The organism is Clostridium bornimense (assembly GCF_000577895.1).
Taxonomy (GTDB): domain Bacteria; phylum Bacillota; class Clostridia; order Clostridiales; family Clostridiaceae; genus Clostridium_AN; species Clostridium_AN bornimense.
Genome location: NZ_HG917868.1, coordinates 2553642 through 2571393, shown reverse-complemented (window position 1 = coordinate 2571393; position 17752 = coordinate 2553642). Strand labels below are relative to the sequence as shown.

Below are 17752 nucleotides of genomic sequence, written 5' to 3'. Positions count from 1 at the left end.
TTAAGGAGACGATAAAATGAAAATGAATAGAAATGATCATTGTTGGTGTGGTAGCGGATTAAAATATAAGAAGTGCCATATGAATTTTGATGAGAAGTATGAAAAACTAAGAGAAGAAGGATATGAAATGCCTTCAAGAGATATAATAAAGACTCCAGCACAAATTGAAGGAATCAAGAAAAGTGCAGAAATAACAAAAGGTGCATTAGATCTTGTTGCTGAGAAGATACATGAAGGTATGAGTACGGAAGAAATAAATACTATTGTCCATAACTATACTATTGAGAAAGGTGGTATTCCAGCACCGTTAAATTATCAAGGATTTCCTAAGAGTATTTGTACTTCAATAAACGAAGAAGTATGTCATGGTATACCAGATAAAGATATTATTCTTAGAAGTGGAGATATAATAAACGTAGATGTATCTACAATTTTAGATGGATATTTTTCAGACTCATCAAGAATGTTTATGATCGGAGATGTTTCAGAAGAGGCTAAAAAATTAGTAGAAGTAACAAAGGAATGTTTATATAAAGGGATAGAAGCAGTGAAGCCATGGGGATTTTTAGATGATATAGGTGCTGCTATACAAGAGCATGCAGAAGCTAATGGATACTCTGTAGTCAGAGATTTTGGCGGTCATGGTATTGGACTTGAGTTTCATGAAGAGCCTTTTGTATATCATTTTGGTAATAAGGGTGAAGGTATGATTTTAGTACCAGGTATGGTATTTACTATAGAACCTATGATTAATGCTGGTGGATATTCTTTATTTGTAGATGCTGATAATGATTGGACAGCAATTACTGATGATGGAAGCCTATCAGCACAATGGGAGCATCAAATATTAGTTACTGAAGATGGAGTAGAAATAATATCAAAATAGACAGAAAAGCTGTTACACGGAATGTGTGGCAGCTTTTTTAGTTTTAATTATTAGATATATTTGGTATCATTATTATGGAATAAATTGAGAGATGAGGAAAAGTATATGAAATTCAAAATATTAGTTGTAGAAGATGAAGAATCTATAAATGATATATTATCTGCGGCATTGAAAGCAGATGGATATATTGTTAGGAGTGCTTTTAATGGAGCAGAAGCGAGGAGTTTGTTAGATACATTTAAGCCAAATTTGGCTTTATTAGATATAAATCTGCCAGATGAGAGTGGATTTGAAATTTGTAAATATATAAACGGTAATAATTGCATACCTGTAATAATGCTGACAGCAAGAAATGATATAGTAGATAAAGTGTTAGGATTAGAGCTAGGAGCTGATGATTATATTACAAAACCATTTCATATAAAGGAAGTATTAACTAGAGTTAAAGTTGCTTTAAGAAGAGTGGATAAATATAAGGATGCTATTGAAAATGCTTATATTAAGATAAATGATGAAGTGAAAATTAATTTGGAAAGTAGAAGTATTATAAAAAATGATGAAGAGGTAAAATTGAAACCTAAAGAATATGATTTGTTAGAATTTTTAGTTAAGAATAAAAATAAAGTTTTTTCAAGGGAGCAATTATTAGATAAGGTTTGGGGATATGATTATGATGGAGAGCTAAGAACAGTAGATGTTCATGTTAGGCGATTAAGGAGTAAGCTAGATAGTGAAGGAAAGTTATCTATCATAGAAACTGTTTTTGGTATAGGGTATGTGATGAGGTAAATATTTATGAAAATAAAAGCTAAATTTACAATTTCATTATCAATAGTATTTATAGTGTTGTTAGTAGCTATTAATTTTATAACTAGAGAAGTTTTAATGTCTAATATGGAAAGTACCGTATATAGTTCATTAAAAGAAGTTATGAGTAGTACAAGAGAGTATGTAAAGTATAGGTTAATAATAGATGAATTACAGTCAAATGAAGAAGGTTTAAAGAAGGAAGCAGATAATATAATAAGTTATATAACTGTAAATTATAATTGTGATAGCCAAGTAAGAAATATGAATGGTGACGTATTTGCTGATAGCGGAAATAAGGGATTTGAAAAAATTATTGAAAAGGGAATTAAAAATTCAAAAGGAAAAAAGGCTATAGTAAATATTAATTATGGAAAAGGTAAGATGAAGGGTATATTAACCTATCCTATCTATATTGATAGTAGTTATTTAGGGATAGTGGTAATTAATAAAGATTATACTTATATATACAATGAATATAGAAATACAATAAGATTTACTACTATTATAGAAACAATTGTATTCTTAATAGTTTTTATTATATTGTTCTTTATTATAAGAAAAATCACTAAGCCAATAAGTAAATTGACAGATGTAGTAAATAAGGTTGGCAATGGAGATTATAATGCATCGGTAGAAGTAAAAAGTAATGATGAAGTAGGAATTTTATCAAAATCTTTTATGGAAATGAAGAATAAGATACAACATCAAATAGAAGATATAAAGTTACAAAAAAGCAAGGTGGAAAAGTTAGAAAAAAGTAGAGTAGAGTTTTTTAATAATGTTACTCATGAACTAAAAACGCCGCTAACAGCAATATCAGGTTATGCAGAAATGATTAAAGATGATGTTGTTGATGATGAGGAGTTTAAAAAGAGGGCAGTAGAGAGAATATATTCAGAAAGTGAAAGATTACACAAACTAGTTTTAGATCTTATAGATGTATCTAAAGGAATTTCTTATATAGAAGAAGAATGGGTTCAGTTAGAAATGAAAGGAATACTAGATCAAATTTGTGATGATATGAATATGAAGGCAAAGAAGTATTCTTTAAGAATAGATAAAGATATAAAAGAAGGATATATATTGGGTCAAAATAGCAGAATTAGAGAAGTGCTAATAAATATCATTGATAATGCTATAAAGTATTCACATATAAATGAAAACATTATAGTTAAGGGATATATAGAGAAAGATATGTATGTCATTGATGTTATAAATAAGGGGGATTCTATACCAGATAGAGTTTATGATAATATTTTTGAACCATTTGTAAAATCAAAAGATTCTATAGAAGAAAAAGAGAAAAGTAGAGGGTTAGGGTTATATATTTGTAGTGAAATCATTAGAGAACATGATGGAAGTATAAATATAGAAAATGGAGAAGTAATAAAAGTTTCGATAAAAATACCTAGTGTTGTTAACAAGTTGGAAACAAGTAACTTAAACTTGGAAAAGATATAGTTATATCATTACTACATAGGGGTGATATTTATGAGAGGTATATTTTTCAAGAGAGGAAGGTATGTAGTTACTATTTTTGCAATACTAGTAGTTGCTTTTAGTTTATTTGGCTGTAGTAAAGGTGACAAAGAGAGTATCTTAGTTAAAGATGTTAAAAATCAAAGCAAAGTAGAGAAACAAGAAATAAAAACTGCAATAGATAATGGAAATAAATATTTGGAAGAAGAAAATTATGATAAAGCAAAAATGTGGTATGAGAGGGCAATATCTATAAATAGGAGTAAGAGAGATACTTATAAAAAGATAGAAGATAAGTATTGGGAGAAAGATAGAAAAGATGACGCCTATAGAATTATTAGGTTAGCTATAGATAATGGTGTAGATGTAGAAAATATGAAAAAAGAATTGAAAAAGATTGAAGATACTTTTGAAACTATAGTTATAAATGAAAGTATATATGTTGGTGAAGATTATGAGTTACCAAGTGAATCAACATTAAATATTGATGGCAAAGATGTTGATGGAAAAATAACTTGGAATAATAGTAAGGTGACTACTAATAAGTCTGGAATATTTATTTATAAAGGTAGTATTCCGCTATATGGTAGAAAGGTAGTAATGAATCTTGAAATTAAGAATAAGGAGTTAGTAAATAATAATGGAAAGAACGATTTAGGTAATGAAAGTAGTAAGAATGAGAAAAAGCTATGTTTTATTAAAGAAGTTAATGAAGAGAATGGAAAAAAATATGCGATAGTAGATGAAGTACAATATTTTAGTGAAGAGATTGAAAAGGATCAAGGGGCATTATTAGATAAGTATACAGGTGAATGTTTAAGTTATTTAGGATGCGATGGCGATAAAAATAGATATTGGATTAAAAATTCTTTTACTGCAGTGGAAAGATATAATATAAGTGATGATTGTGAATATTTGTATATGGGTAATTCATTAACTCCAGATGGAACTATTTATCAAGAGAAAAATATGAATTTTCAAGAAATGCAAGATTATATAGATAGATACTATAAGTTCTATAATAATGAAGATGATTATGGACAGCTATGGTGGGTATATATAGAAAATAATAAAATAGTAAAGTTTAATAGAACAGCTTTATCAGGTTTAAGTTATTAGGTGGTATGAGATTATGTTAAAGAAAATTTTTACGGTGATTATTAGTATAATTATGTTAATGAACTTTATGGCTTGTACAAGTAAAGATAAAGAAAGTATTTTACTTAAAGATGTTAAAAGTCAAAGTAAAGTGGAAGAACAAGAAATAAGAACTGCAATAGATAATGGAAATAAATATTTAGAAGAAGGAAATTATGATAAGGCAAAAAAGTGGTATGAGAAAGCAATATCTATAAGTAAAGGAAATGTAGATACTTATAAGAAAATAAAAGATAAGTATTTAGAAAAAGGTAGGAAGGATGATGCTTATAGAATTGTTAGGTTAGCTATAGATAATGGTGTAGATGTAGAAGATATGAAAAAAGAGTTAAAAAGTATTGAAGATACCTTTGATGTTATAGTAATGAATAAAGAAATATATGTTGGTGAAAATTATAAGTTACCTAATGAGACATCATTAGATGTTAATGGTAGTAAGGTTACAGGAAAAATAAAGTGGAATAATGATAAGATAAAAAATAATTCAGCAGGTGTATTTATTTATGGAGGCAATATAGCTCAATATGGGAGAAAAGTAATATTAAATCTTGAAGTTAAAGATAAAAATAATAATGTAATAGTAGAAAATAAAAAGGTTGATAAAAATAATGAAGTTGAGAATAAAGATGAAAGTAATCCTGTACAAAGTGATATATATGTAGATGAAAAAAGTTATTTTACAGGTACAAAGATATGTTATGTTACTAAATTTGAAGGTAAGGAGTATAATAGAGTTTTAGCGTTAAAGGAAGTAGAGTTCTATGAAGATGAAGAGGCTGTTAAACAGGCAAGTATAGATAAGAATGATGCCTTAGAGAGAAAGAGTGGAAAGTATTACATAAGAGATGTAGGAAAAGAAGAAGAAGAGTATTATGTATCCGAGAAATGTGAATGGACGGTGGATAAAGAACTTATCACTAAAAGTCAACATGTTAGTATGCCATATACTACACAATTTATAGTGTATGCTGGATCCTACAATATATTGAGGGTATTTGAAGAAATTTCAAAAGCTGATGAATGGAATGTACCAGGAGTTTCATCAAAAGGAATGTTTGCAAAGGTATATATAGAAAATGGAGTGGTAGTGAAGGTAGAAATGCAAGATCTTTATTAAAGAAAAGAATGAGTTTTTATATGTTGATATTGAGGGGCGAAGGAAATGGTTGAAAGGAAATGTGTAATTAAAGGAATTAGTTTAGTATTAAGTATTTTTGCTGTTATTAATTTTATGGCCTGCAAAACCAAAGATAAAGAAAATATTTTGCTTAAAGATGTTAAAGAGCAAGCTAAAGTAGAAGAACAAGAGATAAGGACTGCAATAGATAATGGAAATAAATATTTAGAAGAAGAGGATTATGAGAAAGCAAAAAAGTGGTATGATAAGGCCATATCTATAAGTAAAAATAGTATAGATACTTATATAAAAATAAAGGATAAGTATCTAGAGAAAGGTAGAAAAGATGATGCTTATAGGATCGTAAGATTAGCTATAGACAATAATGTAGATGTAGAAAATATGAAAAAAGAATTAAAAAAGATAGAAGATACTTTTGATACTATAGTTATAAATAAAAGTATATATGTCGGTGAAAATTATCAATTACCAAGTGAAACAATATTGAATATTGATGGTAGCGATGTTAATGGAAAAATAACTTGGGATAATAATAAAGTAAGAACTAATAAATCAGGTACATTTAGATATACAGGTAATATACCTCAATATGGAAGAAGTGTACAACTAGTACTTAGTATAAAAGAAAGTAGCAAAAAAATAGATACAGAAGAAAATAAAAATGATATAAACAGTAAATCGGATTCAGATGTAGAAGAGAAGAAAACAATGATAACTGTAGAAGAAGCAGAAGCACTTGTAAGAAATGAATTTGAAGAAGGAAAATATAGTTGTGGGAATACTGGAGAAATTTTTAGTGATGAAAAAGGAAAATATTATTTATTTCAAGTTATAGATATAGAACTGAGATGTCAAGGATATACGGGTACCAATTGGGTAAAGGTTTATGAAGATGGAACAGTTGTTTCAGGTTAATAAAAACAAAAATCATTTTTAGTATTTACAAAATCTACTTTATAATATATAATATTTTACAATCAATATTTTACAAGCTATGAGCAGAAGTAGTAAGTATGATAAAAATTCTCAGAGAGCTGGGGTAGCTGTGAACCGGTAATTTTTTAGTTCTGAACTTGTCTGTGAGCTTTCACCTGAGACTAGTTTTTGTTTAGGGTAGAACGCGATTCTCACGTTATAGGGATAGGTGGTATGTTTTTTATAATGCCACTGATAGAGTGAGCTTTTTGTAAAATAAGCTAAATAGAGTGGTACCGCGAGTTAACCTCGTCTCTTTTTTGAGACGAGGTTTTTTTATTTTGGTATTGATATTATAAGAGGGGGGCTAATATATATGTCTTATGATTTTAAAAAGTATAGAAAGTATCCAGTGGTAAATTTACCTAATCGTAAATGGCCAAACAATGTAATAGAGAAAGCACCAATTTGGTGTAGTGTTGACTTAAGAGATGGAAATCAATCATTACCATCACCTATGAATGTGGAAGAGAAAAAGGAAATGTTTAAGCTATTAGTTGATATGGGGTTCAAGGAAATAGAAATAGGCTTTCCATCAGCATCGGAGACAGAATATAAATTCTTAAGAGCTTTAGTAGAAGATAACCTTATACCAGATGATGTTACAATACAGGTATTAACACAAGCTAGAGAGCATCTTATAAAAAAGACTTTTGAAAGTTTAGTTGGGGTAAAAAAAGCTATAGTGCATCTTTATAATTCTACATCTACATTGCAAAGAGAAGTTGTATTTAAAAAGTCTAAAGAAGAAATTATTGATATAGCTGTTAGTGGTGCTAAATTATTGAATGAATATAAAAATAAATATCCAGAAACAGATTTTACTTTTGAATATTCACCAGAAAGTTTTACCGGTACAGAGTTAGATTATGCTTTGGAAATTTGTGAAGCAGTTATTGATGTTTGGAAACCTACAAAAGATAAAAAGGTTATAATAAACTTACCATCGACAGTAGAAATGGCAACACCAAATGTATATGCAGACCAAATAGAGTGGTTCTCTACTCATGTATCAAATAGAGAAAATATTATATTAAGTCTTCATACTCATAATGATAGAGGAACTTGTACAGCATCAAGTGAACTTGGACTTCTAGCAGGGGCAGATAGATTAGAAGGAACTTTGTTTGGTAATGGTGAGAGAACAGGTAACCTTGATATAGTTACAACAGCAATGAATTTATATTCTCAAGGTATTGAGCCTAAATTAGACTTTCATGATATTAATAAGCTAATAGAAGTCTATGAAAGATGTACTAAGCTTACTGTTCATGATAGACATCCATATGCGGGAAAGTTAGTATATGCAGCATTTTCAGGATCACATCAAGACGCCATAAGAAAAGGGTTTATAGCCATGAAAGAGAAAAATTCTTCTATATGGGAAGTGCCATATCTTCCTATTGATCCTCATGATTTAGGACGTGAATATGAAGAAATAATAAGAATAAATAGCCAATCAGGAAAAGGTGGAGCAGCATATATAATGGAAAATGACTTTGGATTTATGTTGCCTAAGGCAATGCATCCTGAATTTGGAGCCTTTGTGCAAGAAAAATCTGATGAGTTAGGAGTAGAATTAACTGCTAATGAAATCTTTGATATATTTAAAGAGCATTATTTAGATATCAATAAACCATATACACTTAAAGGATATGAGATACAATCAACTGATGATGTAGAAGGAGGCAAAAATATAGTCTCTATTAAAGCTAAGGTTGCAGTTAATGGTGAAGAAAAAGAAATCATAGGAAAAGGAAATGGACCTCTAAATGCATTTTATAATGGATTAATATCTGATGAAGATGTAGATTGTAAGTTTAAGAATTACTTTGAACATGCACTTGAGGGAGGTTCATGTTCTAGAGCTGTTTGTTATATACAAATAGAAAGTAAAGGAAAAGAATGGTTTGGTGTAGGAATATCAGAAAATATAGCTACAGCATCTCTAAATGCTTTAGTAAGTGCTATGAATAGATGCGGTAATATAAGAAAATAGTATATATAATTTAAATTCACAATTTTAGAATAATGTTTTAATCACAAAATAGTGATAGCGGCTTATTCATAAATTGTGAATTTTTTAAATTGGCTTGTTGCAAAATTTTCCAAAAGAATATATAATTACATAGCAAAGAATGTGAAATATGTCGGAGGAATCTAATGAATCAAATAATTAAGAGAATTATAGATAATATAGAGAAGGTTATAATTGGGAAGAGAAATGTTATAGAGCAGCTTATGGTAGCATTATTAAGTGAAGGACATGTACTTATTGAAGACGTACCAGGGGTTGGTAAGACTCAAGTTGTTGGTGCGTTAGCTAAATCTGTAGATGGAATTTTTAATAGAATACAGTTTACTCCAGATATAATGCCATCAGATGTTGTTGGATTTTCCATGTTTGATCCTGAAACAAAAGAATTTACATATAAATCGGGAGTAGTTATGTGTAATTTTCTTTTAGCCGATGAAATTAATAGATCATCACCAAAGTGTCAGTCAAGTTTGCTAGAAATAATGGAGGAATTTCAAGTTACTGTAGATGGAAAAATACATACTGTTCCAAGACCTTTTATGGTATTAGCTACTGAGAATCCCGTAGAACATCAAGGAACTTATAAATTGCCAGAGGCTCAAATGGACAGATTTTTATTAAAAATATCTATGGGATATCCAAATAAAGAAGAGGAAAAATTAATTTTAGATAGATTTGAGGGTGAAAATCCATTAAAAAAATTAGAATCAATAATAACTATGGAAGAGCTTGTTAATATGCAAGAGCAAGTAAAAGAAGTTACTGTTTTAGATAATATTAAATATTATATAGTAGATTTGATACATGAAAGTAGAAAAAATCCTAAAGTGTTAGTAGGAATAAGTCCTAGAGGAGGAATAAGCTTATTAAAAGCAGCTAAATCATTAGCCTATATTAGAGGAAGAGATTATGTTATTCCAGATGATATTCAAGAAATGGCAATACCGGTTTTATCACATAGGATAATATTAAAATCTAATATAGGAGTTACTAGTGATGAAATTATAAAGGAAGCAATTAAAAATGTAGAAGTGCCATTATATTAAAAATTCAGGTAGAGGATTGAGTTTATGAAGAATAAAATAGAGTTTTTATTCATGTTTATTTTAGTAACTTTAAATGCATATCTTTTAGGAGGAGTAGTTAGTGGTACATTACTTATAGTATTTATTAGTATATTTATTACATCTATAATTTTTACTCGAATTACCAAAAGAAATATAGATGTACATGTTATTTTACCTAAAGAAGATATTATGAAAGAAGATTTTCTTGAGGTAAAAGTAGAAATAAAAAATAAATCGATATTACCTACATCTATTATAGAAATAGATTTTATAAAAGATGATATATTTACCTTTGATGATTCGAATGTATTTAGATTCACTTTAGAATCAAGAAAATCAAAGGTGATTACGATGAAGTATTATCAGTTGTTTAGGGGAAAAGGAACTATAGGTATAGATGACATAAAGATAGGAGATTATTTTGGAATATCTAGTATATATATTGATGGTTTTGATAATAAAAAAGAAATAACAGTATTACCTGTAATTTTTCCTATAGATATAAATAGTGATATAGTAAAAAAGTTGACATCTAGTATGAGATTGGTTAGTAGTGATTATTATATAAATTTCAGTAATATAGAGATAGAACCAGGGTACGAATTTAGACAATATGTACCAGGGGATAGTTTAAACAGAATTAATTGGAAGAAATTCTCTAAAAATCGAGAGCTTTTAGTAAGAAAAAATGACAATATAATAGCTATCAATAAGAAAGCTATTATTATGAATCCGTATATAGCTATTGAAAAAAAAGATAGAAGGATGATAGAAAATAAAATATTAAAAACGGTTCTATCATTGGCTTTTGTATTATTAGATAGAAATATAGATGTGGAAATATATATATTTGAAAATGATTTGTGGACTATATATGAAATAAGAGAGATGGAAGACATAAACATAATACAAAATAAATTTGTAGAGTATCAATTTATACACAGATTTGATGAAGGTGATATAAAAAAATCTTTAGAAAAGCTAGTTGTGGAAATCGATAGTATTTCAATTACTGCAAATATAGATGCATTTATAGAGAATATAGATTATATTTTTAAATTAAGTGAAGTGGAAAATGAAGTAGTTTGGGTAAAGAATAGTAATGATCAATTGAATTATGATGTCACACTTGAAAGAAACTTATGGGTATTAAAGGAGGATTATCAATTTTATAATTTATTTTAAGAAAGGAGATAAGAAGTGAGAGAATCAAGATCAAATGTGAGAGAAATGATAATACCATTACTTTTTTCTATGAATTGCACTAGTTGGATTCTTAATTTAGTGACAGAGAAGTCATTATTGCTATGTATTGTAGAAATATCAATAATTCATATTCCTATTTTTGCATTTCTGAATTTTGTAAAACAAAGAAATAGACAAGGGATAGTGCATTATATAGCAATGACAATTGTTTTGATAATAGGTATGTTATTTTTATCAGTTGTAGGGGATGGAGATACTTCATATTCGGCATGGTTAAGTGTGGCCCCTCATGGTGAAAAATGTACTGCCAACTTTTACATCATAAGTTCTGTTTTATTCTCTTATTTTTTTGCTTCAGTAACATTTTATTTTACTTTAGTGATAAAAAGAACAATAATTATACTTCTAATAGGATTCATACCATTATTTTTTCATGTAGGTAGATGTGAAAAAGGTATAAATTTTAGTTTTGTAATGTTTATATTATTATTTATGTTGCTTTATATCATAAGTAATTTAAATAAAGATATATTTAATAAGGAAGTAAATGTTAAAATTATTATAGTAATTTTAATAATTATAATTGGATTTACTAGTATTATTCCAGTTCCTAAGTTTAATAATAAGATAGCAGACACTATAAATACAGCCTACGGAGATAGTAGTAGTAAAAAATTAAATACTTCTGAGGCTAAAAAAGATGCAAATATAGATATAAAAAGTGTACCTCAAAGTAATAAAATACTTTTTGAAGTTGATAGTGATGAACCGTTATATATAAGAGTTCAAAGTTGGGATAAATATTTAGATAATAAGTGGTGTGTTGGTGATACGTCATTACTACAACAAGAGCCTGTAGAAGATACGGATAAACTTATACCAAGTATAGATGATGTTGCAGTAGCTGTAGAGGATTATTATGGTGATGATAATGATGAGATTAATATATTAAAACAATATAAATCTGTAGATAGAGATATAAAAAAAGCTAGAATCTATTATAGAAATTATAAGGGGGAATACTTATTAAATGTACCAGGGACATTTAATATAAGAATACCTGGGAAAAAAGAAAAAATATACAAAGATGGATTAGCGAAATATTATCTTATAAATCAAGACATTGATGAGAATATGATTTATGAAATAGAATATATGTCACAAAATATGAAGAAGGGTTCTTTGCAGAAGGAGTTATTAAGCTATCTTAATAAAGAAAGGTACTATGATATATTTCATTCTATGGAAGGAAAAAACTTTTTTATAGAACAAGGTCTATATGATGGTATAAAAGATAGTATAAAATACAGATATAAATATATAGAGTTACCAGATACTATTCCAGATAGAATATATGATTTAGCTGATAAAATAACAAAAGATAAAGATTCAGATTATGAAAAAGCAGTTGCTATAGAGAAATTTTTTAAGAGTGGAGAATTTAAATATGATTTTGATATGGGAAAAGCTGCAAATGGACAAGATTATAATGATTTTTTCATATTTGAGGGTAAGAAAGGTGTATGCGTTCAATTTGCATCAGCAATGGTTATATTAGCAAGAGCTAGTGGATTACCAGCAAGATATGTAGAAGGATTCGTAGCTGATGAGTTTGATGAAAATAGTAATAGATATATAGTTAGAGAAAAAGATGCTCATGCATTTCCAGAAGTATATATATCAGGTTACGGCTGGATGACATTTGAACCTACTGTAGGAATTTCTGATGAATCTAATAATGGAATTACATATAAAATCGAGGAAATTGCTGATAAAATTAGCGAACTAATTTCAAAGTTATATGTAAATTTATCTATGATAAATATAATTTTAATCTTTGTATCATTTAGTATTCTGCTAATTATATCTATATACATATATATAAATCTTAGAGAAATATTTTGGAGACATAAGGTTCTAAAATATAATAATGATGTGATTATAAAAGAAATTTTTAAAAGGGTAGTCTTACAACTAGAAAAGTTAGATGTATATTTTGATAATGATGACACTTATATAACGTATGGAAATAAGGTATTTAAAGACAGGGGAATAATAATATCTGATATTATTGAGATATTAAATAAAAATCAGTATCGAGGTGTTGTTCCAAGTGATGAAGAAATAGATAAATCCTTTGAAGATTATTATAAGCTAAGAAGTATTATAAAAAATAGGGTCGGGAAAATTAAAGGATTAATTATGTAGTTGAAGACAAGCGGTAAAAGCTTGTCTTTCTGCGTTATTTGATTCTTACAGGGTTTGTATTCCATATATCTATAGCGTATTCCTTAATTGTGTTGTCTGATGAAAATATTCCTGATTCAGCTATATTTATAATACACATCTCTAACCATTTTTTATGATCCCTATAAAGTAAATCAATTTTTTCTTGAGCTTTAACATAAGAATTAAAATCCTTTAATACAAAATATTCATCATTCATATCTAAAAGAGAGTTGCGAAGATTTTCAAATTCATAAGGAGACACATTTAATGAGCCATCTATTAATTGATCTAAGACTTTTCTTAGACGATTATCTTCATTATATATACGTCTCGAAGAATATCCACCAAAGTTAAGATATTGAGTAACTTCATGGACGTCCATTCCAAATAATACCATATTATCGGTACCAACAGCATCATATATCTCAACATTAGCGCCATCAAGAGTTGCTAAGGTAATAGCTCCATTCATCATAAATTTCATATTACCAGTTCCAGAGGCTTCAAAGGTTGTGGTAGATATTTGCTCTGATACATCAGCACAAGGAATAACCTTTTCGGCTAAAGATACTCTATAATTTTCTAAGAATATTACTTTGATTTTCTTGCTAACTACAGGATCATTATTTATTAATGTTGCCACAGTATTTATAAGCTTTATAGTTTCCTTTGCTAAATGATAGCTAGGAGATGCTTTTGCGCCAAAGAAAAAAGTTCTAGGGGTTAAGTCTAAGTTAGGATTTTCTTTTATAGTATTGTAAAGATACATTATGTGTAATATATTTAATACTTGTCTCTTATAGGCGTGTAATCTTTTAACTTGTATATCAAATATTGAATTAGGGTCTATTAAAATATCATATTTATCTTTTACATAACGGGCCAAAAGTAGCTTATTATTAAATTTAATTTTTTCTATTCTATTCTTAAGTTCTGTATCTGTAGAAAACTTTCTTAGCTTAGAAAGTTCTTTAGGGTTTTTTATCCAGTCTTCACCAATAGTATCAGTTATAAGTGATGATAACTCGGGATTTGCTTGTAATAGCCAACGCCTGTGAGTTATACCATTAGTTTTATTATTAAATCTTAGAGTGTACATATCATAGAAATCTTTTAATTCTCTATGTTTAAGGATATCTGTATGAAGTTTTGCCACTCCATTTATTGAATGAGAACCTACTATTGCTAAATATGCCATTTTAATTACACCATCATTTATGATAGACATTCGTCGTACTTTTTCTTCATCATTAGGAAATTTTCTTCGTATATCCTCACAAAATCGTCTATTTATTTCTTCTATAATCATATATATTCTAGGTAATAAATTTTTAAATAAATCAATAGGCCATTTTTCAAGGGCTTCTGAAAGTATAGTATGGTTTGTATAAGCTAGAGTATTTACTGTTATTCTAAAGGCATCATCCCAATTTAATTCTTCTTCATCTATAAGAATTCTCATAAGTTCTGCAACAGCGACAGAAGGGTGAGTATCATTAATATGAATTTGTACATGTTTATCTAAATCAAAAATAGAATGTCCTGATTTTTTAAATCTTTTTATTATAGAGTGAATACCGGCACAGACAAAAAAGTATTGTTGTTTTAAGCGAAGTAGCTTACCTTTTTCGGTGGAGTCATCAGGATATAACACTTGGGATATCGCTTGAATATCAGCTTTATATTCTTGTGCCTTTACGTAGTCTCCTTTAGAGAACTCATATAAGTCAAAATCGGAATGTACGGGCTCAGAACTCCATAACCTTAAAGTGTTCACGGTTTTATTATTATAACCTATTATAGGAGTATCATAAGGTACGGCTCTAACAGCTTCATAATCTTGAAGTTCAAAGTTTAGTCGTCCTTTTTTTTCTATAGTCTTAACAGTACCATAAAACTTAACTATAACAGATTTATCATCTTTACGAGTCTCCCATATATTTCCGTCCTTTAGCCAATTATCAGGAATTTCCACTTGATAGCCATTAACTATTTTTTGTTCAAATAGTCCATAATTATATCTAATTCCATTGCCATGACCGGGTAATTCTAGTGAAGCCATAGAGTCTAAAAAACAGGCGGCAAGTCTACCAAGTCCACCATTACCAAGTCCAGCATCTACTTCAGTTTCTTCTAATTCTCTCAAGTTTATATTTAGTTCTTTTAATGCTTCTTCACATAAATCTCTAATTCCTAAGTTAATTAAATTGCTTTGAAGTAAGCGCCCTATTAAAAATTCCATAGAAAAATAATAAACTTGTTTTTCGGAAGTCTCTGCATATTGTTTATTAGTTTTAAGCCAATTTTGCGCAGCATAATCTTTTACTAGACTAGCTAATGCAAGATATTTGTAGGAGTTGCTACATTCAGACACATCTTGAGCAAAAAGAGATGTAGTTTTATTTATAAAATCTTCTTTAATTTTATCCTTAGTCAAAGTCATAAAAATCACTCCTAAAATTGCTGAATTAAATATAATAGTTTATAGAATTAATGGTGATATTAATATATATATTAATTAATGTAAGAAGTAATGTAAATTTTTATGAAATATTAAATATAAAAAAATAACCGCAACGTCGGCGTTGCGGTTAAGGGGGTTAGGGAAATATTGAATTCTTTATAGGATTACGGGGTATAATCCTATACAATAAGCATTCGCTTTACGGGAACATTTACTAAGTTCGACATCGTTCGACTTAGTGATATTATAATATCACTTAAAAAAATAAAAGTCAATGACTTTTTTGAAAAAATTATTTCAAGAAATTTATTTTAAATAATTTTTTATGAAAAATAAATAATTATAATAATACTTTAATAAAATCTTAAGGAGAATTTAATAAATATTACATATATTTCATGATATAATGAAGACAAATAAGAAGAGGAATGATGTAAATGGAAATAAAATCTAAAAAAATTAAGACATGGACTGTGGCTACTATGTTTATTATTATATCTCTTATAGCGGCACCTTTCGCACTAGTAATTTTACTTACATATGGGATATACTATTATTGCAAGAAGATTAAATTGGATATTACAATAAGAAGAAGTTCAATAGAATAAATGATAAAATAAGCTTGCAAAAGATAGAACGTACGAGGAGGCTTATAAATTTATGTACTCAAGTATAGATATTTCCAAAGAAGCTATAAAGATGGCGATATCTTCAAGGGAAGAAGAAAAGGAATATGAAAGAACTCTAAAAGATAAAGGAATAAAAGTAGCAGCTGTTGATATTGGCGGGAGTTTAAATGAGAGTATCTTAAAAATAGTAGAGAGAGCTTTGGTAGCATCAAAGAGATCTGGAGTTATTAAAGATACTCATGTTGAAGATGGAGCTATAGCAGGGGCAACGAGAGATGCGATATCTCAAGTTAGTGGAAGAGCAAATAATTTAAATGTTGGTGGTAAAATAGGTATAGCTAGAGGGGGAGAACATATATGTGTAGCTATATTTTTATCTATTGGATTATTACATTTAAATGAAGTTGTTATAGGACTTGGACATAGATCATTACAAGAATAACAGAAATATTAATGAAAATGTCATTATAAAATGCCATTTATATTAAAAAAGGAGCTTGAAGCACGAAGGTAATTTATTGTGCAATAGCTTCTTTATTTATTTTTTGGGAAAATGGTAGTTATCGATATTAAATATAATTATAAATATATCAGTGATATTTATAGATAAATTGCAATATTTACAGTTAATAATTGTTATGATAATATATGGTAAACGATTATTTAGGAGGATGTAGTATGGTAGGAAAGAAAATATTATCAATTATATGTTCATTAACTTTAACGGCAGCAATGCTTTCCGGATGTAGTGGAAGTGATTCTAGTAGCAATAATAAGATTAAAATTGGATTAGAGCAGTTGATAGAACATCCAGCATTAGATTCAGCAAGAGAAGGTTTCGAAGAAAGAATGAAGGAAAAAGGATATGAAGATGGTAAAAACATTGAGTATGAATATAAAAATGCGCAAGGTGACAATGCGATAACTCAACAAATAGCTCAAAATTTTGTAAGTGATAAGAAAGATATAATAGTTGCTATTGCTACACCAACTGCACAAGCAGCATATAATGCTACAAAAGATATACCAATAGTATTTACAGCAGTAACAGATCCAGTAGCGGCAGAATTGGTAAAGACATTAGAGAAACCAGGAACAAATGTAACAGGAACTTCAGATGATGTATCGATAGAAAAACAATTTGAATTATTAAAATCTTTAGTACCAAATGCCAAAAAGGTAGGAATGTTATACAATACATCGGAAGCAAACTCAGAAGTTCAAGTAAATAAAGCAAAAGAAGCTTCTTCAGATTATGGACTAGAAATTGTGCCTAAAGGAATAACTAATGTTAATGAGATAGATGCAGCATTAAATTCATTATTAGGAGAAATAGATGCACTGTATATTCCTACAGATAATACTATTGCGAATGCAGCAGCATTAGTTAATAAGAAAGCTATAGAAAAGAAAGTGCCTGTTATTGCAGCAGAAAGAGGTATGGTTGAAAATGGAGCATTAGCGACACTTGGGATAGATTATAAACAATTAGGTAGGAATACAGCAGATGTTGTTATAAAAATCATAGAAGGCGAAAAACCAGAAAATATAGCAGTTACAACATTAACAGATATGAACTTAATTGTTAATACAGATACTGTAGAAGCATTAGGAATAACTTTACCTGAAGATATAGATAGCAAAGCAGAGAAAATACAAGGGAGTAATTAATA

The 17752-nt window shown here is 28.5% G+C and carries 14 protein-coding genes and 1 other annotated feature; of the genes, 13 read left to right on the top strand and 1 reads right to left on the bottom strand.

What is annotated here, in order from left to right:
* The first annotated feature begins 16 nt into the window (after positions 1-16).
* From CM240_RS11635 to CM240_RS11590, 10 genes are all read left to right on the top strand, one after another.
* Positions 17-886, top strand: coding sequence for a methionyl aminopeptidase (locus CM240_RS11635; RefSeq protein ID WP_044039301.1), 870 nt, complete (start codon positions 17-19; stop codon positions 884-886).
* 105 nt (positions 887-991) lie between these two features.
* Positions 992-1675 (top strand): response regulator transcription factor, encoded by a 684-nt coding sequence (locus tag CM240_RS11630; RefSeq protein ID WP_044039300.1) that lies wholly within the window; start codon positions 992-994, stop codon positions 1673-1675.
* A gap of 6 nt (positions 1676-1681) precedes the next feature.
* Entirely contained in the window at positions 1682-3157 is a 1476-nt protein-coding gene (locus CM240_RS11625) for a HAMP domain-containing sensor histidine kinase (RefSeq protein WP_044039299.1), read from the top strand.
* A 30-nt stretch (positions 3158-3187) separates the two neighbouring features.
* Entirely contained in the window at positions 3188-4294 is a 1107-nt protein-coding gene (locus CM240_RS11620) for an Ig-like domain-containing protein (protein WP_044039298.1), read from the top strand.
* A 13-nt stretch (positions 4295-4307) separates the two neighbouring features.
* A complete protein-coding gene (locus CM240_RS11615; RefSeq protein WP_044039297.1) occupies positions 4308-5450 on the top strand; it encodes a tetratricopeptide repeat protein in 1143 nt (380 codons plus the stop codon).
* Between the two features lie 45 nt (positions 5451-5495).
* Positions 5496-6386 (top strand): Ig-like domain-containing protein, encoded by an 891-nt coding sequence (locus tag CM240_RS11610; protein ID WP_044039296.1) that lies wholly within the window; start codon positions 5496-5498, stop codon positions 6384-6386.
* Between the two features lie 70 nt (positions 6387-6456).
* Positions 6457-6706, top strand: a binding site (T-box leader).
* Positions 6707-6762: 56 nt separating this feature from the next.
* Positions 6763-8445 (top strand): 2-isopropylmalate synthase, encoded by a 1683-nt coding sequence (leuA, locus tag CM240_RS11605; protein WP_044039295.1) that lies wholly within the window; start codon positions 6763-6765, stop codon positions 8443-8445.
* A gap of 164 nt (positions 8446-8609) precedes the next feature.
* Positions 8610-9530, top strand: coding sequence for an AAA family ATPase (locus CM240_RS11600; protein WP_044039294.1), 921 nt, complete (start codon positions 8610-8612; stop codon positions 9528-9530).
* Positions 9531-9554: 24 nt separating this feature from the next.
* On the top strand, positions 9555-10736 hold the full coding sequence (locus tag CM240_RS11595) for a DUF58 domain-containing protein (RefSeq protein WP_044039293.1): 1182 nt from the start codon (positions 9555-9557) through the stop codon (positions 10734-10736).
* A gap of 15 nt (positions 10737-10751) precedes the next feature.
* On the top strand, positions 10752-12965 hold the full coding sequence (locus CM240_RS11590; protein ID WP_044039292.1) for a transglutaminase-like domain-containing protein: 2214 nt from the start codon (positions 10752-10754) through the stop codon (positions 12963-12965).
* Positions 12966-12999: 34 nt separating this feature from the next.
* Here the strand turns inward: CM240_RS11590 and CM240_RS11585 are convergent, their stop codons facing one another.
* Positions 13000-15429: a glycogen/starch/alpha-glucan phosphorylase gene (locus tag CM240_RS11585; protein WP_044039291.1), complete on the bottom strand. Its 2430-nt coding sequence runs from the start codon at positions 15427-15429 to the stop codon at positions 13000-13002.
* Positions 15430-15887: 458 nt separating this feature from the next.
* On the opposite strand from CM240_RS11585, the gene CM240_RS17550 reads away from it, so the two are divergent.
* From CM240_RS17550 to CM240_RS11575, 3 genes are all read left to right on the top strand, one after another.
* Positions 15888-16058 carry a hypothetical protein gene (locus tag CM240_RS17550; protein WP_156930549.1) on the top strand — a complete coding sequence of 57 codons (171 nt, stop codon included), beginning with the start codon at positions 15888-15890 and terminating at the stop codon, positions 16056-16058.
* A 52-nt stretch (positions 16059-16110) separates the two neighbouring features.
* Positions 16111-16521, top strand: a complete 411-nt coding sequence (locus CM240_RS11580; protein ID WP_044039290.1) for a HutP family protein — start codon at positions 16111-16113, stop codon at positions 16519-16521.
* Positions 16522-16757: 236 nt separating this feature from the next.
* Entirely contained in the window at positions 16758-17750 is a 993-nt protein-coding gene (locus CM240_RS11575) for an ABC transporter substrate-binding protein (protein ID WP_044039289.1), read from the top strand.
* The last annotated feature ends 2 nt before the right edge of the window (positions 17751-17752 follow it).